We start from the raw sequence: 22,345 nt of genomic DNA on the forward strand, positions 1-22,345 counted from the left end.
ATATCATCCGGCTGTTTAGTCAGTACGCCGAAACCGACCTCTGTTAACACCCAACACCTTGAGGTGCCACATGAATATCGTCTGTGTAGCGGCCTGCACCGCAGGCATCGCGCATACCTACATTGCGCGCGAAAAACTGATTAAGGGGGCTCACGCGCTGGGCCACACCATCCACGTTGAAACCCAGGGCACCATCGGCACTGAAACGCCGCTGACGCGTGAGCAGATCGACGCCGCTGACGTGGTGATCCTTGCGGTTGACGTCAAGATCAACGGCGAAGAGCGCTTTCAGGGCAAACCCATCGTGCGAGTGAAAACCGAAGTGGTGATCAAGTCACCGGTGAAATTCCTCGAAAAAGTGGCGGATTCACTGGCGCGCGCCTGAGGAGATCGATCATGAGCGATCACAAACGTCAGTACGGCCAGGAGATCAAAGGCCATCTGCTCACCGGCATCTCATGGATGATCCCGCTGATCGTTGCCGCCGGCATCTGCATCGCGCTCGGCCAGGTGATTGGCGGGCCGGACGTCGGCAAGCAGACCGGCAGCATTGCGTGGATGCTGAACCAGATCGGCGGCTGGGGCATGGGGCTGATTGTGCCGCTGATCAGCGCCGCCATCGCCTACTCGATTGCCGATCGTCCCGGCTTTGCTCCTGGTCTGATCGTCGGCTTTATCTGCGGCCAGATCGGCACCGGCTTTATCGGCGGCATTCTGGGCGGTTTCCTCGTCGGCTACACCGTGCTGCTGCTGCGCCGGGTGATCAGGCTGCCGCAGTCGATGCAGGGGCTGATGCCGATCATGGTGCTGCCGCTGCTCAGCACCATCATCGCCGGGCTGCTGATGATGACCTTTATCGGCCAGCCCATCGTCTGGTTGCAAAAGACGCTGATTCATCTGCTGGAGTCCATGCAGGGCGGCTCCAAATTCGTGATGGGCGCCATCCTCGGCGCGATGGCCACCTTCGACTTTGGCGGGCCGATCAATAAGACCATGTCGCTGTTCGCCGACGGCATGCTGGTCGACGGCATTTACGGTCCGGAAGCGGTGAAGTTTGTCGGCTCCATCATTCCGCCGTTCGGCATCACCCTCTCTTATCTGCTGACGCGCCACAAATACACCAAAGCAGAGAAAGAGGCGCTGAAAGCCGCCTTCCCGATGGGCATCTGCATGATTACCGAAGGCGTGATTCCGATTGCGGCACGCGACCTGCTGCGCGTGGTAGCCAGCTGCGTGGTGGCCTCAGCGCTGGCCGGCGGACTGATTATGGTGTGGGGCGTGGAAGCGCCGGTGCCGCACGGTGGCATGTTTGTGGTGCCGCTGTTCACCAAACCGTGGCTGTTCTGCCTGGCGCTCGGCATCGGCACCGTGGTGTGCGGCGTGATGCTGTCGGTGATGAAAAAACCGGTCACGCAGCAGGATGAAGAGTTCGATGACGTGGAAGCGCCCGGCGTCCGCGATGAAGAGATCAAATTCACTCTGGAATAAGGAGCCCGCATGTTTGCCATGATGAATGACCTGATTCAGGCCGCCTTCCAGCACAAGTACGCGGTGCTGGCGATCAACTGCTTCAACCTCGAAACCGCCCGCGCGGCGATTCAGGCGGCGGAACAGCAGCGCGCGCCGCTGATTCTCAACGTGTATCAGGGACACAGCGCGCATTTTCCGCCAGCGGTGGCGGCGCCGCTGGTACAGGCGCTGGCGGCTCAGGCCGCGGTGCCGGTGGCGCTGGCGCTCGACCACGGCAAAGCTTTTCCGCTGATTGGTCAGGCGTTTCGCGCCGGCTTTACCGGGCTGATGATTGACGCATCGGCCGAGCCGCTGGCGGACAATATTCGTCAGACCGCAGCGGTAGTGAAGATGGCGCATACCGCTGGCGTGTGCGTTGAAGGCGAGCTGGGGCATATCGCCGATGCGCCCACATATGAACTGGCCGATGCCGCCGTGAAGATGACGCGGGTGGAAGACGTACTGCCGTTTATTGAGCAGACCGGCATCGACCTGCTGGCGATTTCGGTCGGTACCGCACACGGGCTTTATCCGCCAGGCGTAAAGCCGAAGATCGACTTCGAACGGCTGCAGCAGCTGCACGCGGTGACGACGCGGCCGCTGGCGCTGCACGGCGGCTCGGGCACCCCGGCGGAGGATATACGCCGCGTCAGCGCCTGTGGCGTCGCCAAGATCAACGTCGGCGCTGCGGTGTTCGACGCTGGTAAGCACGCGGTGCAGCAGGCGCTGCGCCAGCACCCGCAGGCTGAGCTGGCCGATGTGCTGGCGCTGATGGAGTCCGCCTGTCGCGAAGTGGTTATTGAATATCTGAGCTGGTCAGGGTCGGTAAACCGCTACTGACGGCGCGCACGCTCCGATCGCGGCGCAATTTCCAACTGTTTCTTTTTATCCCTCATCGGGCCGGCGCGTGCGCTGGCTCTGGTAAAACTCACGCTAAGGAAACATAAACATGTTGATTTCAATGAAAGAGATGCTGGCCCCGACCCGTGAACATCGCTTCGCCATCGGCGCATTTAACGTCGCTGACAGCTGCTTTATCCGGGCCGTGGTGGAAGAAGCCGAAGCCACCAACACGCCCGCCATTATTTCTATCCATCCGAGCGAACTGGAATTTGTCACCGATGAATTTTTTGGCTACGTGCGCGAACGCACCCTGAAAAGCCGCGTGCCGTTTACTATTCACCTCGATCACGGCGCTTCAATTGCGCAGGTGCTGCGCGCTATTCAGTGCGGCTTTACCTCGGTGATGATTGACGGCTCGCTGCTGCCGTACGAAGAGAATGTGGCGCTGACCAAAGAGGTGGTGAAGCTGGCGCACGCGGTGGGCGTGTCGGTGGAAGGCGAACTCGGCACCATCGGCGATACCGGCACTACGGTGGAAGGCGGCGTGAGCAAGGTGATCTACACCGAACCGGCGCAGGCGGAAGATTTTGTGCAGCGCACCGGCGTCGATACGCTGGCGGTGGCGATTGGCACCGCGCACGGTATTTATCCCAAAGATATGAAACCCGAGCTGCAGATGCACATTCTGAAGGATATCTCCCAGCGCGTAGACATTCCGCTGGTGCTGCACGGCGGTTCGGCCAATCCGGACGCGGAGATCGCCGAGGCGGTGACGCTGGGCGTAGGCAAGATCAATATCTCCAGCGACATGAAGTTTGCCTATTTCGCCCGACTGCGCGAGATCCTCGCGCGGGAGAGCTGGTGGGATCCGAATGTGATTTATCCGGACGCCATCGCCGCCGCGAAAGCGGTGATTCGCTACAAGATGAATCTGTTTGGCGGGCTGGGTAAAGCCGGATTGTATCGTTGATTTCAAAACAATAAATAGGGCCGCTACGCAAGTGCAGGATGTCAGTTGCACATGCCGTAGCGGCTTTATTTATCGCGCGTATTCACCCGCCTCACTGCTGCTGATTGCGCAATAAATTGCGCCGCTACGGGACGGTAACGCCTGTCGTAATACCCTTTATCGCTAACGATTACTTCACTATGCCCAGCCACTGTCTGGCGATCTGCGCATATTCACCGGTGGCGGTGCTGAGGTGCAGCCACTGATCGACATACAGCTTCCAGCTCATATCATCACGCGGAATCATGTAAGCCTTCTCGCCATATTGCATCGGCTGTTGCGGATTGATGGCACACAGCGACGGATAGTGCTGCTGCTGGAACAGCGCTTCGGAAGCATCGGTAATCATTACGTCGGCTTTGTTATCCACCAGCTGCTGGAAAATGCCGGTGTTCTCCGCCAGCTGCAGGCTGGCCTGCGGCAGATGACTGTGCACAAACGCTTCGTTGGTGCCACCGGCCGGCTCGATTACCCGCACCTGCGGCTGGTTGATCTGCTCAACCGTCTGGTACTTCGCTTTATCCGCGCAGCGCACCAGCGGAATCTTGCCATCGACACCCAGCGGCTGGGCGAACCAGGCGATCTGCTGACGTTTTAGCGTCACGGAGACACCGCCCAGCGCGATATCACACTGTTTCGCCACGAAATCCTCGCTCAGGGTTTTCCACGTGGTTGGTACCCACTCTACTTTTGCGCCGAGGCTGGCGGCCAGCGACTGCGCCATGCTGATGTCCAGCCCTTCATACTGGCCGTCGCTGCGCAAAAAGGTGTAAGGCTTGTAATCGCCGGTGGTGCAGACCTTCAGGATTTTGCTCTGGCGAACGTTATCAAGGTGGGATTGCGCCTGAGCCGCGCCGGCCATCAGTAGTAAAGCACTCAGTATCACAGTTTTCATGGTGTGTTCTTTTTAAGTGGATGTTGGTTTGCGTGCGGATTGTTGCATAAGTGACGGCATTATTGCTTTAAGAGCAAAAGTCTTGTGATCAATCACGCATTTTTTTGCCCCGCGCGCGCGTGTAGAGTGGGCGGCATCTATGAGAAACGGAGCGAATTATCCATGAGCAATATTTTGATTATCGACGGCGGCAAGACCTTTGCCCATTCCAAAGGCGAGCTGAACCATACCCTGACCGAAGTGGCGGCCAGCCAGCTGCGCGATCTGGGCCATGAGGTTCAGGTGACCGTTGCTGATAGCGACTACAACGTGGCGGACGAAGTGCAGAAATACCTCGACAGCGACGTGGTGATTTATCAGATGCCGGGCTGGTGGATGGGCGAGCCGTGGACGGTGAAAAAGTACATCGATGAGGTGTTTACTCTGGGCCACGGCGCGCTGTACGCCAGCGATGGCCGTTCGCGCAGCGATGCCAGCAAAAAATACGGTTCCGGCGGCCTGATTCAGGGCAAAAAATACATGCTGTCGCTGACCTGGAATGCCCCGCTGGAAGCCTTTACCGATGCCGACCAGTTCTTTGAAGGCGTCGGCGTGGACGGCCTGTACCTGCACTTCCATAAAGCCAATCAGTTCCTCGGTATGGAAAGTCTGCCGACCTTTATCTGTAACGACGTGATTAAACAGCCGGACGTGCCGCGCGATATCGCACGTTATCGGACTCATCTCAGTCAGATCTTTGCTTAACTGTAAGCACACCGGGAAAAAACAGAAGGAAGCGTTATGTTAACTGTGGTTGCAGAAATTTGCGTTAAGCCGGGCCGCCGTCAGCAGGTACTGGAGGCGATTAATAAACTGATCCCTGTGGTGCTGGAAGAAGAGGGTTGCCATCAGTACGATGCGCTGGTCGATCATCAGGCGCAGGTGCCGTGGAAGCAGAACTCGCCAGACTCGATCTTTATGCTTGAGCAGTGGGAATCGCTGCGCCATCTGGAGCAGCATCAGCAGATGCCGCACATGGATGCGCACCGCGCCACCATCAAAGATGACGTGGTGGACGTGAAAATTCTGGTGCTGGAACCGACCGCCTGATTTTTCCGCTGCAGGCATAAAAAAAGCCCCGGTTTTGCGACCGGGGCTTTTGTTTAGCAGCTAATCAATGATCAGTGCTGTTCGTTGTGCAGGTTCTGCACCAGCAGTTCCGCATCACCGTTGCTGTAGACGTTGTACTCGGTGCCGCCGACGGTGACGGTACCGGTCGCCTGCTGCCAGGAGCTGGCATCTTCACCGGCTGGCAGGATGTCTTCCAGCGTCAGCGCCTCGCCCTGTTTAGCGTTCACTACCAGCTGTGACTTGCCGTTGTCGATAAACAGTGAATCCTGACCCTGCGTCATGATGTCGTTCAGCGACATGCTCATCAGCCCTTCTACATCCGTAGCACCCGCAGCGAAGATCGAGTTGATTTCTGGCGGCGGCGGCGGGGTGACGTCGACGTTGGTCTTAACGGTATGGTCGATGACCAGTTCGTTGCCGGCTGCATCGCGAACCGTGACGTTAAAGGCATAATCGCCTTCTGCCAGTTTGTCTGACTCATAGCGCCACACGCCGTTTTCTACCACGGTAGAACCGATCAGCTGGGTACGCGCTTCGTCGCCCCAAATCATCACGATAGTACCGTCTTCTGAGCCCTTACCTCTGAAGATCAGCGTGTCATCGTTGGTGTCCGGCCGCACTGGGATTTCAGTGCCGGTTTTATCCGCGAAGACGCCTTCGAAGTTAGCCTTGTCGCCGCCTTCTACTGGCTCCGGCTTAGTGGTATCAACGTCAAAGTTAATCGCCGCCTCTTTATCGCCTTTCACACCGGACTGGCTCACTGGCTGTACTTCAACTTTATGGTTGCCCTCGCCCAGTTCTGGCAGCTCATAGCTCCACTTGCCATCCTTAACATCAACCACGACAGGTTCCCGATCGTCGATGTAGATGATGACCTGCGACAGATCCGGTGACGTGCCCTTCAGCGTTGGCTGTTTGTCATCGGTGACCGTGCCATTTTCGATCTCACCCTGGATAGGACCGACGTTATCCTCCAGTATGTACGAACCTTCCATTGAGCCTGGTTTTTTGGTGTCGATGATCAGATCGATAGGATCGGATGGCTGCGATTCGTTACCGGCCGGATCGGTGATCTCGATGATAACCTGATAGTTACCGTCATCGATTGGGTTCTCAGGTTTCACTTCCCACTTGCCGTCTTCGCCCACGATACCGGTACCAATCACCACCGGATTACCTTTACCGTCATCAATGATGACTTCCACTTTGTCGCCAGGGGTACCGCCTTCGCCGCCGAAACCTGGACGGTTGTCATCAATTGGCTTACCTGGTTCAACCGGACCGGTGTTGTCACCTTCGTTATCGACAATCGTTGGTGGTTGCGGCTGATCCGGAGGCGTAATATCGATAATCACGTTAATTGGATCTGAGGTCGGTGACTCTTTGCCGGTGGATGGATCTTTAGCGATCAGTTCAATATCGTGTGAACCTTCCGCCAGCTCTGGCAATTCAATTTCCCATTTACCATCTTTAACGACAGTTGAAGCCACCGGCTCTTTTTCGCCGTCAACAATTACATAGATGATGTCGCCGTCGTTGCCTTCACCGCGCAGCACTGGCGTGGTGTCGTTAGTGGAATCGCCTGGCTGCAGCACACGCTCTTCATCACCGTTGTTGGCGACCATCTCATCCACCACCGGTGCCGGCAGGATGTTGCTGTCGATAACCAGTTTGAACGGATCGGTTTTCTCAGAAACGGTGCCGCCTTTGCTGATGGAATCCACGACCAGCGAGTGCTCACCGTCATCCAGCTCAACGTCCAGTTTCCACTGGCCGCGATTGTTCGCCACAGTAGAGCCAATCAGTTTGTCGCCGTCCCATACGCGCACGATCACGCCCGCATCCGCCACGCCCGACAGGGTTGGGGTTTTGTCATCAGTAATGTCGCCTGACTTCAGCGGACCGGTAACGCGTCCTTCATCATCGTAAACCTGAGCCAGCTCTGGCGTACCCGGTACGGAGGTATCCAGCGACAGCGTAAAGTTGTCAGAACGTGGGCTCTCGGCGCCGAAGCGGTCAGTGTAGCTGGCGCTAAACACGTGGGTGCCGTCGGTGGTCAGTTCCGGCGTGAAGCTCCAGCGGCCATCGGAACCGGCTTTTACGCTGCCAATCACGTTGGAGCGAATATCGTAGATTTTTACCAGACTGTCCGGCTGAGCAACACCGTACAGAGTTGGGGTTTTGTCATTGGTGTAGTTGCCCGGCGTCAGATAGGTATCCGCGCTGCCTTCATTATCAATCACGCGCATAATCTGCGGCGCTTCTGGTGCAGAGGTGTCGATATTGCGGATAAGCTGAGTTGATGGTCCCCAGTTACCCGCACGGTCCAGATAACGAATGCCGGCAACGTGCAAACCCTCTTTCATTTCCGGCGAGTCAAACTGCCATTTGCCGCTGCCATCAGCACGGGTGGTGTAAACGGTTTCATCAATAACGATCTGTACTAATGCATTGGGTTCAGCATTATCAGCACTCAACGAAATAATGTTTTTATTGATGGTTTTAATGGGTTTACCCGGAAACGGAACCGCGTCCATAGTGGTTGATTCTGCTGGCGTTACAGATACCGCTTCGTTAACCGCCTGAGTGACCACACCGTCAGCAATCGTCAGGTTGAAAGCATCAGAGATCGGGCTTTCATGACCAACCGTATCCTTCGCCATCACGGTCAGTTGGTGCTCGCCGTCTGCCAGCTCCGGCGTGATGCTCCATGCGCCCATTTTGTCTGCTACCACTGAGCCGATCTCTTTACCGTTATCGTACAGGGTAACAATGGTGCCAGGCTCTGCCACACCAGCCAGCGCCGGCGTTTTATCGCTGGTGGCTTCACCCGGCGTCAGGTAGTGATCTTCCGCCGCAGCGTCATCAATCACGCGCCAGATTTCCGGTTTTGCCGGAGGCGTCGTATCCATATCAAGAATGAAGATACGCGGTGGGCTCGGGTTAGTCGCTTTATCAATCGATACCAGCTGAATGACATGGGTGCCGTCTAACCAGCTGGTTTTCGGGTCGAATGACCATTTACCGTCCTCGCTGATATCAACCATGTGCACTTCACCATCGATTGTAATCTCCAGCTTGCCGCCGTTGGCACCTGCTACGCTCTTATCAATCCATTTATAAAACTGATCTTTGGTCGAGATAACGGTCGCGTTATCTGCTGCTGTAATATTAGCCATGATGTGTATTCCTTTTACGTTAAATAATGTTTCGGGATTTCCAGCCGAATACAGGTTTAATTTCGCTCTTTATGCCTGAAGACAATACGAGAAACGTCTTAATCGATTAAGTTATATGAACCCTTAATAACTTTATCGAGGCACAGCGCCTCACACCTCATCAATATGAGATGTGAGAATGCGCTGCTAAAATAATTAAATCAGATTACTTGTTTTCAACGCTGATAATAACCCGGCGCTCGCTGGCATAGCATGCTTTCTGCTCCTGCAGGCTGCCTGAACAGTTAGTATCAACCTGAGACTCACCCATGCTCTGCGCGGTGATATTGGCCGCATTCATTCCCTGAGCAATCAGCAGTGCTTTCACCGCCTCAGCGCGACGCTGGCCCAGCGCCATATTGCTGCTGTCGCTGCCAATCGGATCGGTAAAGCCGGTGACGATGATGTGGCGTTGAGCGGCATTTTCCTTTTTCAGCATGCCGGCAAAGCTGCTGAGTGCTTCGCGCCCCTGTGCAGAAATGTCGTTGCTGTTGGCACTGCCAAAACGGAACAGCAGGTCGGATGAAAACGCATAGTTATCATAAGATTCAGTCGTTCCTTCCTGACAGCGCTGTACCGACGATGCGCGCGACAGCAGATGAGCCTGCCGTTTGGTGCTCAGTAACTCCTGCTGCGCCTGCTGCTGGCTGACCACCAGCGGACGACCGCTATCATCGAGGTTAGCACGAATATAGTAGGTTTTACCGGCAGCCAGTTTATCAGTCCACGATTGCGCGCGTTTACCCTGATAATCTGGCGCATCGTTGACATAACTGCCCAGCGAATGCGTTCCCGGCGCAACACAAAACACCGTATAGCCACCGGCCAGTAACGACGTCTGAAATTCACCGTCAACATAAATATTCGCCGGTTTTTCCCCGGTTAATGAATCCGGACGATAATAAACCACCCGCGCCTGCTCTGCCGATACCGGCGATAAACTACGCCATGCGGCACCAAATGAATTTTGCGCCTGGGTTGAAAAAGTCGTGAATACTGGCGCACACACCAGTGAAGCTAAAAGTAATTTTTTTGCAATTTTCATTTAAGTTTCACAGGTGCAATAAATTGCACCTGTATGCTCCAGATAAATTAGAATTGTTCGATTTCGGTCTGTAAGAACAGCGCATCTGATTGGGAATTATTTTCAGCTATCACACCACTCTGGCTTTCCTGATTATTCCAGTCATTAAACGCATCGTTATTAAGCTGCAGTAATTCCGCATTAATCGGCTGCGGCTGATCGTCGGCCTCATTGAACAGTTCATGATTGTCCAGGGAAAGCAGAGCGGAAATATCAAGACCGGCCAGCTCAAGCGCATTAATCTCCGGCGGCGGCGGTGGAATGGTGTCGACTTCCACTTCATAAATGTCCGTTTTGCCGGTCACTTCGCCATCGCTGGAGAACACGCCGCGCAGTTGATAAACATCATCCGCCAGATCCGGCGTCGTCAGCTCCCATTTGCCGTCAGCCCCAATCGTGGTAGTGAAGCTGTAGCTATTCTCCAGACCGACAATGTAGATGGTTACCAGCTCGCCCGGCACGCCTTTACCGGCGACAATAATGCTCGGATCGTTCATCGCGCCGCCGTTTTCGATTGGCGTACGCACGCCGGCGTCGTTGTTGTCTTTAAAGATATGCTCAATCATGCCAGAAACCGGAACGTCCGGATCGGGCAGGCCGTCGACAGGATCAGGATCGCCCGGCTCTTGCGTGTCGCCTTCAAACCCAATCGTGACCTTTTCTGAGGCCGGCGATTCGTTACCGGCCGGATCGCGCACCACGATTTCCAGCTCGTGCTCGCCCGGTTTCAGATTGTTTTCTGGCGTGAAGGTCCACTTGCCGTCTTCTACAATCACCGAACCAATGGGCTTGCCGTTGTCGATAATCACCACGATATCGCCATCTTCACCGGTGCCTTCCAGCGTCGGACGCAGATCTTTTGTGGTGGAACCGTCTTCCAGCGGATTACCTTCGCTATCTTTGATCACGCCAATGCCCGGATTTTCCGGCGCCACGGTGTCCACATCAACGATGAACGGATCGGATGGCAGAGATTTGTTACCCACCTGATCGACCACCACGATGCTCAGCTCGTGTCGCCCATCCTGCAGCGCCGGAGCCGTAAAGGTCCAGTTGCCTTCGGCGTCCACCTTTGCGGTGCCCAGCTTCACGCCGTCGTTCCAGATTTCTACCGTCGAGCCCGCTTCAGCTTTACCGGTCAGCGTTGGCGTATTGTCTTTCGTCACGCCGCCTTTTTCGATCAGCACCGGCGGATCCTGCATATCGTCCATCACGCTGCCGATGGTGCCTTTGGCTGGCGCCGTCAAATCGATGATGAATTCCCACGGATCGCTCTCTTCACCCACCACGCCTTCGGCGTTACGCTCGGCGGTAACGATGCTGTGATTGCCAGCCGCCAGCGGTTTTTCCGGCGTAAAGGTCCAGTTACCCTCGTCATCCACCAGCACTTCACCCAGCAGCGTCTCACCATCCCATATTTCAATGGTATTGCCCGGCGTACCGGTGCCGTTGAAGGTGGGCATGGTGTCGTCGGTACGGCCGCCATTTGCTACCGAACCGGTTACGTCGCCGATATCATCAATCACATCGCTGATGGTGGGCTTGCTGATATCGCCGCCGCCGCTGCCACCGCCGCCTTCACCTTTGCCGCTGTGGCTGCCGTCGTTATTGTCGTAGTGGTGTTTCGCCGCGACATAGCCGAGGCCTGCCGCTGCCGCGATAGCCGCCAGGCCACCCAGTGCAATCAGCGCCGGCGACCATTCAAAGCCGCTGGCCAGCGCGTAACCGGAATTATCATCAACGCTGCCTTCACCCAGCGCCAGCGCGGTGGTTTCGCCGTCGGCCAGCGCGGCCGCTTCGTGGTCGGCATTGCCGTCCGTCGCGACGTAAGCGTGCATTTCGCCGTCTTCCGCTTTACCCACTAAGGTGCCGGATTTAGCGAAGAAATCTTCGATAATCAGATCCGGCTTGCTGGCGTCTGAGCCTTCCAGCATCACCAGCAGGTTTTTCCCTGCGCGTTTAACGGTGATGTTTTCAGGCGCGGTGCCGTCCTGGTTCTGCGTCAGCAGATATTTTCCGTTGGTAATTGCCTGAATCTTCACTGCTTTGCCGTCTTTACCGGCGCGCAGCACTTCCGCTTTGGTTATGGTTTTCTTATCGATAACCGCCACACTTACGGGTGAAACGTTCATGATTCTTCCTTCCGTCGATTAATTTTGACTGCGCGTTTGCAGGCAAGCGCCGCAATCTCCCTGGCTCTGCCCACGGGTGGGCTCAAAGTTGCGACATAATCCGGAAAGAGATAAATCCGAGACATAAGAAATGTCCCGTTAGGAAAAAATTCTTAAATGGGCGACCGAAAGATAGCTAAATCATTAACCGATTGAATTAAAGCGTTTTTATCGATGAGGGCAGAACATAACAGGAAAGGTTATTCAAACAGAACAGGACTATAACAGATGATTTTCCTGAATTTTTTCCCGTAAAAAATCCAGAAAACAGGTGATGCGGGAACTGAGCGACTGGTTGCGATAGTACACCGCGTGAATCGGCAGGCGCAGTTCGCGCGTGTCATTTTCCAGCACCTGCACCAGCCGGCCGCTGGCGCGATCCTCGCGGCTGACAAAATCCGATAGCCGCACAATGCCCTGGCCGGCCAGCGCCAGCTGGCGCAGGGTTTCGCCGCTCGACGCGCACAGCGTGGGTTTGATGCGCAAAAACTCGCCTTCACGCTGCCATACCGGCCAGACATTGTGCGCGTCCAGCTGGCTGAATCCCAGCAGCTGGTGCGTCAGCAGATCTTCCACGCTCTGTGGCGCGCCGGCTTTTTCCAGATAGGCCGGACTGGCCAGCAGGCGAATCGCGCTGCTGCCCAGCACGCGGGCGCGCAGCGTGGAGTCGCGCAGTTCACCAATGCGAATAGCGATATCGGTTTGCTGCTCAAGCAGGTCGATGACAATGTCATCGGTGTTCAGCTCCAGCTGAATTTGCGGATAGCGCGCGCAGAATTCGGCAACCAGCGGCACGATAACATGCAGGGTAAACGGCGTATTGGCGTTGACGCGCAGCCGTCCGGAAGGAATGTCGCGCCGCTGCGCGATATGCTCTTCGGCCTGCTCCACCGACGCGAGGATTTGCCGCGCGTGATCGAGAAAAATCAGCCCCTCTTCGGTCAGCGCCAGGCGACGCGTGGTGCGGTGCAGCAGTGTGGTTTGCAGTTTGCTTTCGAGGCGGCTCAGCGCCCGGCTGATGCCGGAGCTGGTTTGATCCAGCTGTTCCGCTGCGGCGGTAATCGAACCGGTGTCCACCACCGCGACCCAGGCGCGTAACTCTTCCAGTGTGATTTTCACTCTTCCTACCTCAGCGCATTGCTACTTCGAGACCGGTCTTAGCCTCGTTCTCACGGCTGCTGAGGTAGATTGCTCCACGTTCAGCAGCGGCAGGATACCACAATGCAGCAAAACGCAGGGATTATCGCTGGCCCGGGTCAGCAGGCGGCCTGGTTGTGCCGCGCCCAGCGCGGTTTTCATTGACGGCCATGCGCGGATAGGGCAGATCGGGACGGGCAGCGATGGCACGCGTTGCAGGCATAAAAAAGGGACGCCGCAGCGTCCCGTTTGCATCACACTTCGAGGTCGGCGAGGTCGCCTTTTTCCTGTAGCCAGTTGCGGCGGTCTTCCGAGCGTTTCTTCGCCAGCAGCATGTCCATCATCCGTAACGTCTGCTCGACGTCTTCTTCGTCGACCGTCAGTTGCACCAGACGACGGGTGTTGGGATCGAGCGTGGTTTCGCGCAGCTGCAGCGGGTTCATCTCACCCAGACCTTTAAAGCGCTGCACGTTCGGCTTGCCTTTTTTCCGCTTCAGCTGCTCCAGCACGCCCTCTTTTTCGTCTTCATCGAGCGCGTAATACACCTCTTTACCGAGGTCGATGCGATACAGCGGCGGCATCGCCACATAGACGTGGCCCTGCTGTACCAGCGAGCGGAAGTGCCTTACAAACAGCGCGCACAGCAGCGTGGCAATGTGCAGGCCGTCGGAGTCCGCATCGGCGAGAATACAGATTTTGCCGTAGCGCAGCTGGCTGAGATCTTCACTGTCGGGATCGATACCGATCGCCACCGAGATATCATGCACTTCCTGCGACGCCAGCACTTCGTCCGACGACACTTCCCAGGTGTTAAGGATCTTACCTTTCAGCGGCATGATCGCCTGATATTCACGGTCGCGCGCCTGTTTGGCGGAGCCGCCCGCAGAATCCCCTTCCACCAGGAACAGCTCGGTTTTATTCAGATCCTGCGCGGTACAGTCGGCCAGCTTGCCCGGCAGCGCCGGTCCGCTGGTCAGCTTTTTACGCACCACCTTTTTCGCCGCGCGCATACGACGCTGTGCGCTGGAGATCGCCAGCTCGGCCAGCATTTCGGCGGCCTGCACGTTCTGGTTGAGCCACAGGCTGAAGGCATCTTTCACTACCGCCGAGACAAACGCCGCGCACTGGCGTGAGGAGAGACGCTCTTTGGTCTGTCCGGCAAACTGCGGATCCTGCATTTTGACCGACAGCACATAGGCGCAGCGATCCCAGATATCCTCCGCCGACAGCTTCACGCCGCGCGGCAGAATATTGCGGTATTCACAGAATTCGCGCATCGCATCGAGCAAGCCCTGACGCAGGCCGTTAACGTGCGTTCCGCCCTGCATGGTTGGGATCAGGTTGACGTAGCTTTCAGTCAGCAGCTCGCCGCCCTCCGGCAGCCACAGCAGCGCCCAGTCGACTGCCTCCACATCACCGGCAAAGCTGCCGACAAACGGTTTTTCCGGCAGCGTTGGCAGTCCGTTCACCGCTTCGCTCAGGTAATCCGTCAGGCCATCCTGATACAGCCAGGTTTGCTCGGTATCGTTCACCTTGTCTTTAAAGACAATTTCGACGCCCGGGCACAGCACCGCTTTGGCTTTCAGCAGATGCTTGAGGCGAGAGACCGAGAAGCGCGGGCTGTCGAAGAAGCTTTCGTCTGGCCAGAAGTGAACGCTGGTGCCGGTGTTACGTTTGCCTACCGTACCAATCACCGCCAGATCCTGCACTTTATCGCCGTTTTCGAAGGCGATCTGGTAAATCTCACCGTTGCGGCGCACCGTGACTTCCACACGCTTCGACAGGGCGTTGACCACCGAAATCCCCACGCCGTGCAGGCCGCCGGAGAACTGATAGTTTTTGTTGGAGAATTTACCGCCGGCATGCAGGCGACAGAGAATCAGTTCGACCGCTGGCACGCCCTCTTCCGGGTGGATATCGACGGGCATACCACGGCCATCATCGATCACTTCCAGCGACTGATCGGCGTGCAGGATGACTTCCACGCGTTTGGCGTGACCGGCCAGCGCCTCATCGACGCTGTTATCGATCACTTCCTGGCCCAGATGGTTAGGGCGTGTGGTATCGGTGTACATGCCCGGACGGCGACGTACCGGTTCGAGGCCGGTTAAAACCTCAATGGCGTCAGCATTATAGCTAGATTGGCTCATCGTAACAGTCTGATTAGCAATAGGAAAATGGGCCCATCCCGCAGCATCAGGGAGTATTCAGTCCCAGAAAATCAATCATCTGCGCAAAATGGCGTTCGAATCCGATATAGGCATGATTGCCGCCCTCTTCTACCGTCTGACGGCACGCGCTGTAGTAATCCAGCGCCTGGCGATAGTCGAGCACTTCATCGCCGGTTTGTTGCAGCAGCCAGAGTAGATCGGGCGCTTCCAGAGGGTCAATCTGCATCACTTTCAGATCGTAAATGTGGCGAGACTCTAACACATATTGCTGGCCGGTGTAGGGATTCCGGTTTTCACCCAGATAATCCACCAGCAGTTCAAACGGCCGCACCGCCGGATTCACCACCACCGCCGGCAGCATGAAACACTGCGACAGCCAGGTGGCAAAATAACCACCGAGCGATGACCCCACCAGCCCGAGCGGTTCCCCGGCATACTGCATCACCAACTCTTCCAGCAGCGCAGCAGCCTCAGCGGGAAAAGTCGGCAGCTGCGGCACCAGCACCTCAATGTGCGGATGCTGCGCCTGACACCACTGCTGTAACTGCGTCGCTTTAGCCGACTGCGGTGAGCTGTTGAATCCGTGCAGATAAATCAGCGCCGCCATGGTTTAGTAGCCCTCGGAATCCAGATCCGGACGGAATAGATCGCTCTGCAGACGATTCACTTCGGTGTGCAGCGTGCCATCCGCCTGCAGCGTCAGCCAGCGCCAGCCGGGCGCCACGGTATCAATGGTGAAGTTGGTGCAGTGCGGTTTAAACTGGACGCAGGTCGAAGGCGATGCCAGTACGCGGCGGCCGTGCCAGTCGAGATCCAGCTCCTGATGAATGTGGCCGCACACCAGGTGGCGCGCCAGCGGGAAGTTTTGCAGCACCGCATCCAGCTGATGCGGATTGCGCAGGCTGTGCTGGTCAAGCCAGGTACAGCCGCAGGCCAGCGGATGATGGTGCAGCAGCACCAGCGTGTAGCGATCGGGGAACTGACGCAGCGTGCGGTCCAGCCACTCCAGCTGATAGTCGCTCAGCATGCCGTGCGGCACGCCAAAAACCTGGCTGTCCAGCAGCACCAGCTGCCAGTGCTCGCCGAGCAGCACATGCTTGTCCGCGGCGATGCCGGCCTGTGCCAGCGTATCCACCATCGCTGGCTGAAAATCGTGATTGCCCGGCAGCCAGACGCACGGCTTCGGCAGACGCGCAATGCCCGCAACAAAATGCTGATAAGCTTCGACGGTGTGATCCTGGGCGAGATCGCCAGTGGCGATAATCAGATCGTAATCGTGCTGTTGTGCCGTGATGGCGTCCAGCACCGCATCAAAACTCGACCAGGTGTTTACCCCAAGCAGCGATTGATGTTTTCCTGCAAAAAGATGGGTATCCGTGATTTGTAAAATCCTGATATCGGCCCCATTTGCCGCAGGAAGAGTGAGCAGGCTATCCAAAGCGTTTCCTTTATCTCCACGCCATTGTTATCAGCAAACCGGCACGGCCACAGCACCGTGCGCCAGACAATATCGCAACCAATCGGCAAGGAACTGGTTGATCTGATGTTTTTCATCGCGCTGATGCAGTTTTTTATTAGGATAATCATAGCGCGCTTTGAAACGATAGATCTGCTGAGTGGAACACACTTCAGCGACCATCGCATCATGGTAGAGCCGCACCGACATCGATGGCAGGCTCCAGTAACTGACCGCAGGGGCCACCTGGCGAACCTCCACCAGCGTGGTATAACGCGTCGACTCCTGGATGGTGAGCTGATAACTGGCGCCGTTCACCTGATAGATCACCGACGCGCCTGCCTCGTCATTTCGCGGCAGCAGGCGACGCAGCTGGGCGAAATTGGTTTCGCACAGACGCATCATTTCGGGAAAGTCAGGGGTATAGCGCTGTTTCATTTTAGCTTCCACTCTTGTCGTAGTTTCTCATGGTGCAACGCCAGCCATTGCAGGGCGATGACAGATGCCGCGTTATCAATAATCCCCTCTTCCACCCAGCGATAAGCCTGTTCGCGGCTTACCACATGCACAAGAATATCCTCATTCTCTTCCTCCAGCCCGTGATTTCCCTCTGCCTGGCTGGCATCCACTTCGCCCACCAGCACCGACAAACGCTCAGAGGTTCCGCCGGGGCTGGCTAAGTAATTCACTATCGGTTTGACGCGGCCAACCTTGAGGCCAGCCTCTTCGACCGCTTCACGACGCACCACATCTTCCGGCGTTTCGCCCGGTTCAATAATGCCGGCCACCATCTCCAGCAGCCAGGGCGTGGCGCTGGAATCATAGGCCGGGATGCGGATCTGTTCGATCAGCACTACTTCGTCGCGCAGGGGATCATAGGGTAGCAGCACGGCAGCGTGTCCGCGCTCAAAAACTTCGCGCACCACTTCACCGCTCATCTCGCCGTTAAAGCGGCGATGGCGGAAGCGGTAGCTGACGATGGAAAAAAAACCATCGTAGCGAGTATCGCGTGCAATAATTTCTACATCGTTTTTTGTGAAAGTCACAGGGGATTTTTTTTCACCCGCCATCATCTGGCTCCTTATGCAGATTGGGATGGAGCGAAGAAAAGCCAACCCTTGTGCTCCGTCCGAGTGGTTCTTTCTGAATTATTTACGTAAATTAGGGGAAGAAGGCACGTTCAGCCAACTTATCTCTGACGCCGCCTCTGTAGAATCGGCGATTATTTTTTGGCTTACCTGCAGCACACTCTCTGTGCATTTGCTGCAACACAAGGAATGCAAATGAAAAAACTGCTCCCACTTTTTATTGGACTGAGCCTGGGCGGTTTCAGCCTTGCCAGCCAGGCAGAAAACCTGTTGCAGGTCTACCAGCAGGCGCGCCTCAGCAACCCGGATCTGCGTGCTTCAGCCGCCGATCGCGACGCTGCTTTTGAGAAAATTAACGAAGCGCGTAGCCCGTTGCTGCCGCAGCTGGGTCTGGGTGCAGATTATACCTATAACAGCGGCTATCGCGACAACAGCGGTCTCCATTCCAACACGACCAGCGCCTCGCTGCAATTAACGCAGACGATTTTCGACATGTCGAAATGGCGTGCGCTGACGCTGCAGGAAAAAACGGCCGGCATTCAGGACGTTACTTATCAGGTAGCGCAGCAGGATCTGATCCTGAACACCGCAACCGCCTATTTCAACGTGCTGAAGGCCATTGATACGCTTTCTTACACTGAAGCGCAGAAACAGTCGATCTACCGCGAGCTGGATCAGACCACCCAGCGTTTTAACGTCGGTCTGGTGGCCATCACCGATGTGCAGAACGCCCGTGCTCAATACGATAGCGTGCTGGCCAACGAAGTAACCGCGCGTAACGACCTGGATAACGCGGTGGAATCGCTGCGTCAGATCACCGGCATGGATTATCTGTCGCTGGCGTCACTGAATATCGATCGTTTCAAAACGGCGCGTCCGGAAGCGGTATCCAATTTGCTGAAACAGGCTGAGAGCCGTAACCTCAACCTGCTGTCTGCTCGTCTGAGCCAGGATCTGGCGCGTGAGCAGATTCGCTCCGCCGAGTCCGGCCACATGCCGACGCTGGATCTGACCGCCTCTACCGGTCTGTCAAACAGCAAATACGGCGGCAGCCGCGCTAATCAGAGCGCCGGTACCACCGACTCGATCACCGGCTCCAACCAGGTTGGCCTGAGCTTCTCACTGCCTCTGTACAGCGGCGGTTCAGTGACCTCGCAGGTGAAACAGGCGCAGTATAACTTCGTCGCCGCCAGCGAGCAGCTTGAAGGCGCGCACCGTAGCGCGATTCAGACCGTCCGTTCTTCGTTCAACAACGTGAACGCTTCGATCAGCAGCATCGACGCTTACAAACAGTCGGTAATCTCGGCGCAGAGCTCATTAGATGCTTCGGAAGCCGGTTATCAGGTGGGTACGCGTACCATCGTTGATGTGTTAGACGCGACCACCACGCTGTTTAACGCTAAACAGCAGCTGTCGAATGCGCGTTACAGCTACCTGATTAACCAGCTGAACATCAAATATGCGCTGGGCACGCTGAACGAGCAGGATCTGCAGCAGCTGAACAGCACGCTGGGCAAAGAAGTGACGACCTCACCAGAAGTGGTCGCGCCGGAAAACAGCCAGCAGGCCGCGCGCGTGGATAACGGCCCGAAAGCGACCTCCGCGTCCGCCGCCGCTCAGGCCCGTCCGGCCGCGGCACGTAACAGCGCCAATCCTTTCGCTAATTAAGCCTTCAAGGGGCCGCTTGCGGCCCCTTTCGCATTCAAACGTATAACAACGTAAAGATCCCCCAGCCATCCGGCTTCTCGCTTCATTTTCCACCACTCATCACCTATCCTAAGCCCCACCTTTGGGCACAGGATGAAGATAATGAAACGGACAAAAAATATTCGTCATGCCGCTTTCCGTAAAAGCTGGCAGGCACGCCATTTAACGCCGGTCGCACTGGCGGTCACCGCCGTGTTTATGCTGGCAGGCTGCGAACAGAGCGATGAAACGGTTTCGATGTACCAGAACGCCGATGATTGTGCGAAAGCCAATCCGGGCCAGAGCGCTCAGTGCACCACCGCTTACAACAACGCGCTGAAAGAGGCTGAGCGCACCGCGCCAAAATACGCCACGCGTGAAGATTGCGTCGCGGAATTCGGCGAAAACCAGTGTCAGCAAACCCCGGCACAGGCGGGCGTCGGTACCACGGCGAACAACGCTGAAGCGCAGCAGAGCGGCAGCTTCTGGATGCCTCTGATGGCCGGCTACATGATGGGTCGTCTGATGGGCGGCGGTGCCGGCTTTGCGCAGCAACCGCTGTTCTCGCCAAAAACCCCTAATAGCCCGGCTAACGGCCAGTTTGTTGATGCTTCCGGTAAGAACTACGGTGCGGCCACCTCCGGCCGGACGGTAAACGTGCCGAAAACCGCGCTGGCGCCGAAACCGGCCACTACGTCCACCATCACCCGTGGCGGCTTTGGTGAGACGGTAGCCAAACAGAACACCATGCAGCGCAGCAGTGCCACCAGCACCGGCAGCCGCTCGCTGGGAGGCTAAGCCCGCGCATGCAACGTATTGCTATCAGCGAACGTCCGAACTGGCGCGAAAAGGCGACCGAGTACGGTTTTCAATTTCACACCATGTATGGCGAACCCTACTGGTGCGAAGACGCTTATTACCAGTTTACGCTGGCGCAAATTGAACAGCTGGAAGCGGTCACCGCTGAACTGCACCAGATGTGCCTGCAGGCGGTAGAAAAAGTGGTGAACAGCGAAGCGCTGCTCACCCGTTTCTGCATTCCGAAACACACCTGGGATTTTGTGCGCGAATCCTGGCAGCAGCGTCAGCCCTCGCTCTATTCACGCCTCGATCTGGCGTGGGATGGCACAGGCGAGATCAAGCTGCTGGAGAACAACGCCGATACGCCAACCTCGCTGTACGAAGCGGCGTTTTTCCAGTGGATCTGGCTGGAGGATCAGCTCAACGCCGGCAACCTGCCGCAGGGCAGCGATCAATTCAACAGCCTGCAAGAGCAGTTGATTGAGCGCTTCGCCACGCTGCACCAGCAGCACGGTTTTAACTGGCTGCACTTTGCCTGCTGTCGCGATACGGAAGAGGATCGCGCCACGGTACAGTATCTGCAGGATTGCGCCACTGAAGCCGGTCTGCCAAGTGAATTTCTCTACATTGATGAGATCGGGCTGGGCGAAAAAGGTCAGTTTACCGATCAGCACGATCAGGTGATCAGCAACCTGTTCAAGCTCTATCCGTGGGAATTCATGCTGCGCGAGATGTTTTCGACCAAGCTGGCCGATGCCGGCGTGCGCTGGCTGGAGCCGGCGTGGAAAAGCATTCTCTCCAACAAAGCGCTGTTACCGCTGCTGTGGGAGATGTTCCCCAACCATCCTAACCTGCTGCCCGCCTGGTTTGCCGATGATGCCAGCGCGCCGCAGATGGAAAAATATGTGGTGAAACCGCTGTTTTCCCGCGAAGGTGCCAATATCACCATCGTGGAAAACGGTCAGGAAATCGCGCGCGCCGACGGCCCCTATGGCGAAGAGGGCATGATCGTCCAGCAGTTCTGGCCGCTGCCGAAATTTGGCGACAGCTACACGCTGATTGGCAGCTGGCTGATTGACGATCAGCCTGCCGGTATCGGTCTGCGCGAAGATCGTGCGCTGATCACCCAGGATCTGTCGCGTTTCTATCCGCACACATTTATTGAGTAATGCACGTGCCGCCCGGTCTGCGGGCGGCACAGGTGTCAGCCAACCTGCACTGACAGCATACTGATCGAACCCATCTCCATGCCTTCCACCGGGATGCTCACCGCCTCACCTTCAGCACGCGCGCCGAGAATATACAGCAGCGGCAGATAGTGCTCCGGCGTCGGGTTAGCCAGCTGCGCGCCTTCATGCTGCTGATAATTCACCAGCGGATGCTGCACCGCCTCGCCTTCGTAGTCCAGATTATCGCGCACAAACTGGTTGAAGCTCTCCGCCCACGGATAAGCGCTTTCCGCGCCCTGCCAGCGAATCATGCGCAGGTTATGCACCACGTTGCCACTGGCCACCAGCATCACGCCTTCGTCACGCAGCGCCGCCAGTTTACGTCCCAGCGCAAAATGCCACGCCGCCGGCTGGGTGCCATCAATACTGAGCTGAATCAGCGGAATGTCTGCCTGTGGATACATCTTCGCCAGCACGCCCCACGAGCCGTGATCAAAGCCCCACTGCTGATCGGCCTGCACCGCCACCGGCGCCAGCAGATCGATAACGCGCTGTGCCAGCGCTGGCGAACCCGGCGCCGGATAGCGCACGTCGAACAGCGCCTGCGGGAAGCCTCCAAAATCATGGATGGTGCGCGGATTGCTCATCGCCGTCACCGCCGTACCGCGCGTGTACCAGTGCGCCGAGATGGCGAGAATAGCGCGCGGACGCGGCAGGGTTTCGCCCAGCTGCTGCCATACGCGGGTATAACGGTTGTCTTCTAATACGTTCATCGGGCTGCCGTGGCCGAGAAACAGAGCGGGCATGCGGGTCATTATTCATCCTCTGGCGTCGGGATCGCGTTAATGACTGTCACGATACGCGCTTTCGCCAGGGGAAAAACGCTGATAAGCGTGATGATGTTTATCAGCAAATTTGAACAAGATTTTGCCGACATAACTTTACGCTAAATAACTCGATATTTTATGGGGTTAACTATATTGTAACTGGTAATCATT

The 22,345-nt window shown here is 56.7% G+C and carries 20 protein-coding genes; 9 read left to right on the forward strand and 11 right to left on the reverse strand.

Features of this window, described 5'->3' with window-relative positions; all coding sequences use genetic code 11:
* Window positions 1-70: 70 nt before the first annotated feature.
* From QMM04_RS05330 to QMM04_RS05345, 4 genes are all read left to right on the forward strand, one after another.
* Entirely contained in the window at window positions 71-385 is a 315-nt protein-coding gene (locus tag QMM04_RS05330; RefSeq protein ID WP_021313325.1) for a fructose PTS transporter subunit IIB, read from the forward strand.
* 11 nt (window positions 386-396) lie between these two features.
* On the forward strand, window positions 397-1,488 hold the full coding sequence (locus QMM04_RS05335) for a PTS fructose transporter subunit IIC (protein ID WP_058759786.1): 1,092 nt from the start codon (window positions 397-399) through the stop codon (window positions 1,486-1,488).
* A 9-nt stretch (window positions 1,489-1,497) separates the two neighbouring features.
* Window positions 1,498-2,349 carry a class II fructose-bisphosphate aldolase family protein gene (locus tag QMM04_RS05340; RefSeq protein ID WP_282995785.1) on the forward strand — a complete coding sequence of 284 codons (852 nt, stop codon included), beginning with the start codon at window positions 1,498-1,500 and terminating at the stop codon, window positions 2,347-2,349.
* Between the two features lie 109 nt (window positions 2,350-2,458).
* The gene (locus QMM04_RS05345; RefSeq protein WP_021509600.1) at window positions 2,459-3,322 is read left to right on the forward strand and encodes a ketose-bisphosphate aldolase; all 864 of its coding nucleotides are present in this window, start codon (window positions 2,459-2,461) and stop codon (window positions 3,320-3,322) included.
* A 169-nt stretch (window positions 3,323-3,491) separates the two neighbouring features.
* On the opposite strand, the gene QMM04_RS05350 is transcribed toward QMM04_RS05345, so the two are convergent.
* Window positions 3,492-4,256, reverse strand: a complete 765-nt coding sequence (locus QMM04_RS05350; RefSeq protein ID WP_125310315.1) for a transporter substrate-binding domain-containing protein — start codon at window positions 4,254-4,256, stop codon at window positions 3,492-3,494.
* A 162-nt stretch (window positions 4,257-4,418) separates the two neighbouring features.
* Here QMM04_RS05350 and QMM04_RS05355 point away from each other — a divergent pair, with 162 nt between their 5' ends.
* Complete coding sequence (locus QMM04_RS05355; protein ID WP_125310314.1) at window positions 4,419-5,000, forward strand: NAD(P)H-dependent oxidoreductase; 582 nt, start codon at window positions 4,419-4,421, stop codon at window positions 4,998-5,000.
* Window positions 5,001-5,036: 36 nt separating this feature from the next.
* Entirely contained in the window at window positions 5,037-5,345 is a 309-nt protein-coding gene (locus tag QMM04_RS05360) for a putative quinol monooxygenase (protein WP_021509602.1), read from the forward strand.
* A gap of 71 nt (window positions 5,346-5,416) precedes the next feature.
* Here QMM04_RS05360 and QMM04_RS05365 read toward each other — a convergent pair whose 3' ends face one another.
* The 9 genes from QMM04_RS05365 to nudF form a co-directional block, all read right to left on the reverse strand.
* Window positions 5,417-8,545, reverse strand: coding sequence for an Ig-like domain-containing protein (locus QMM04_RS05365; protein WP_282995786.1), 3,129 nt, complete (start codon window positions 8,543-8,545; stop codon window positions 5,417-5,419).
* A 205-nt stretch (window positions 8,546-8,750) separates the two neighbouring features.
* Window positions 8,751-9,629, reverse strand: coding sequence for an OmpA family protein (locus tag QMM04_RS05370; RefSeq protein WP_136547454.1), 879 nt, complete (start codon window positions 9,627-9,629; stop codon window positions 8,751-8,753).
* A 47-nt stretch (window positions 9,630-9,676) separates the two neighbouring features.
* Window positions 9,677-11,800, reverse strand: coding sequence for an Ig-like domain-containing protein (locus QMM04_RS05375; RefSeq protein ID WP_282995787.1), 2,124 nt, complete (start codon window positions 11,798-11,800; stop codon window positions 9,677-9,679).
* A gap of 258 nt (window positions 11,801-12,058) precedes the next feature.
* Window positions 12,059-12,958, reverse strand: a complete 900-nt coding sequence (locus tag QMM04_RS05380; RefSeq protein ID WP_058776526.1) for a LysR substrate-binding domain-containing protein — start codon at window positions 12,956-12,958, stop codon at window positions 12,059-12,061.
* Window positions 12,959-13,230: 272 nt separating this feature from the next.
* Window positions 13,231-15,126 (reverse strand): DNA topoisomerase IV subunit B, encoded by a 1,896-nt coding sequence (gene parE, locus QMM04_RS05385; protein WP_021509608.1) that lies wholly within the window; start codon window positions 15,124-15,126, stop codon window positions 13,231-13,233.
* A gap of 46 nt (window positions 15,127-15,172) precedes the next feature.
* Window positions 15,173-15,754: an esterase YqiA gene (gene yqiA, locus QMM04_RS05390; protein WP_058771368.1), complete on the reverse strand. Its 582-nt coding sequence runs from the start codon at window positions 15,752-15,754 to the stop codon at window positions 15,173-15,175.
* Between the two features lie 3 nt (window positions 15,755-15,757).
* A complete protein-coding gene (gene cpdA / locus QMM04_RS05395; RefSeq protein WP_282995790.1) occupies window positions 15,758-16,585 on the reverse strand; it encodes a 3',5'-cyclic-AMP phosphodiesterase in 828 nt (275 codons plus the stop codon).
* A gap of 30 nt (window positions 16,586-16,615) precedes the next feature.
* Complete coding sequence (locus QMM04_RS05400; RefSeq protein WP_058968800.1) at window positions 16,616-17,041, reverse strand: DUF1249 family protein; 426 nt, start codon at window positions 17,039-17,041, stop codon at window positions 16,616-16,618.
* On the reverse strand, window positions 17,038-17,673 hold the full coding sequence (nudF, locus tag QMM04_RS05405; protein WP_282995794.1) for an ADP-ribose diphosphatase: 636 nt from the start codon (window positions 17,671-17,673) through the stop codon (window positions 17,038-17,040). Before nudF ends, QMM04_RS05400 begins: the two co-directional genes overlap by 4 nt.
* 213 nt (window positions 17,674-17,886) lie before the next feature.
* Between nudF and tolC the strand changes: the two genes are divergently transcribed.
* The 3 genes from tolC to QMM04_RS05420 all read left to right on the forward strand — a co-directional run bounded on the left by tolC (window position 17,887) and on the right by QMM04_RS05420 (window position 21,347).
* Window positions 17,887-19,359, forward strand: a complete 1,473-nt coding sequence (gene tolC / locus QMM04_RS05410) for an outer membrane channel protein TolC (protein WP_021509613.1) — start codon at window positions 17,887-17,889, stop codon at window positions 19,357-19,359.
* A 141-nt stretch (window positions 19,360-19,500) separates the two neighbouring features.
* Complete coding sequence (locus tag QMM04_RS05415) at window positions 19,501-20,175, forward strand: DUF1190 family protein (protein ID WP_021509614.1); 675 nt, start codon at window positions 19,501-19,503, stop codon at window positions 20,173-20,175.
* A gap of 8 nt (window positions 20,176-20,183) precedes the next feature.
* The gene (locus tag QMM04_RS05420; protein ID WP_211725063.1) at window positions 20,184-21,347 is read left to right on the forward strand and encodes a glutathionylspermidine synthase family protein; all 1,164 of its coding nucleotides are present in this window, start codon (window positions 20,184-20,186) and stop codon (window positions 21,345-21,347) included.
* Between the two features lie 35 nt (window positions 21,348-21,382).
* Here the strand turns inward: QMM04_RS05420 and ygiD are convergent, their stop codons facing one another.
* Window positions 21,383-22,162 (reverse strand): 4,5-DOPA dioxygenase extradiol, encoded by a 780-nt coding sequence (gene ygiD, locus QMM04_RS05425; protein WP_104188257.1) that lies wholly within the window; start codon window positions 22,160-22,162, stop codon window positions 21,383-21,385.
* Window positions 22,163-22,345: the final 183 nt, after the last annotated feature.

Origin of the sequence: Pantoea sp. Pa-EAmG (assembly GCF_030024295.1) — a bacterium.
Classification (GTDB): Bacteria; Pseudomonadota; Gammaproteobacteria; order Enterobacterales; family Enterobacteriaceae; genus Pantoea; species Pantoea dispersa.

Coding starts and splice junctions, on each gene's coding strand:
- QMM04_RS05350 (WP_125310315.1), bottom strand. CDS start 4,256: ATGAAAACTGTGATACTGAGTGCTTTACTACTGATGGCCGGCGCGGCT.
- ygiD (WP_104188257.1), bottom strand. CDS start 22,162: ATGACCCGCATGCCCGCTCTGTTTCTCGGCCACGGCAGCCCGATGAAC.
- QMM04_RS05355 (WP_125310314.1), top strand. CDS start 4,419: ATGAGCAATATTTTGATTATCGACGGCGGCAAGACCTTTGCCCATTCC.
- QMM04_RS05375 (WP_282995787.1), bottom strand. CDS start 11,800: ATGAACGTTTCACCCGTAAGTGTGGCGGTTATCGATAAGAAAACCATA.
- QMM04_RS05330 (WP_021313325.1), top strand. CDS start 71: ATGAATATCGTCTGTGTAGCGGCCTGCACCGCAGGCATCGCGCATACC.
- QMM04_RS05365 (WP_282995786.1), bottom strand. CDS start 8,545: ATGGCTAATATTACAGCAGCAGATAACGCGACCGTTATCTCGACCAAA.
- QMM04_RS05335 (WP_058759786.1), top strand. CDS start 397: ATGAGCGATCACAAACGTCAGTACGGCCAGGAGATCAAAGGCCATCTG.
- QMM04_RS05340 (WP_282995785.1), top strand. CDS start 1,498: ATGTTTGCCATGATGAATGACCTGATTCAGGCCGCCTTCCAGCACAAG.
- nudF (WP_282995794.1), bottom strand. CDS start 17,673: ATGGCGGGTGAAAAAAAATCCCCTGTGACTTTCACAAAAAACGATGTA.
- QMM04_RS05345 (WP_021509600.1), top strand. CDS start 2,459: ATGTTGATTTCAATGAAAGAGATGCTGGCCCCGACCCGTGAACATCGC.
- tolC (WP_021509613.1), top strand. CDS start 17,887: ATGAAAAAACTGCTCCCACTTTTTATTGGACTGAGCCTGGGCGGTTTC.
- QMM04_RS05415 (WP_021509614.1), top strand. CDS start 19,501: ATGAAACGGACAAAAAATATTCGTCATGCCGCTTTCCGTAAAAGCTGG.
- QMM04_RS05370 (WP_136547454.1), bottom strand. CDS start 9,629: ATGAAAATTGCAAAAAAATTACTTTTAGCTTCACTGGTGTGTGCGCCA.
- parE (WP_021509608.1), bottom strand. CDS start 15,126: ATGAGCCAATCTAGCTATAATGCTGACGCCATTGAGGTTTTAACCGGC.
- QMM04_RS05400 (WP_058968800.1), bottom strand. CDS start 17,041: ATGAAACAGCGCTATACCCCTGACTTTCCCGAAATGATGCGTCTGTGC.
- QMM04_RS05360 (WP_021509602.1), top strand. CDS start 5,037: ATGTTAACTGTGGTTGCAGAAATTTGCGTTAAGCCGGGCCGCCGTCAG.
- yqiA (WP_058771368.1), bottom strand. CDS start 15,754: ATGGCGGCGCTGATTTATCTGCACGGATTCAACAGCTCACCGCAGTCG.
- QMM04_RS05420 (WP_211725063.1), top strand. CDS start 20,184: ATGCAACGTATTGCTATCAGCGAACGTCCGAACTGGCGCGAAAAGGCG.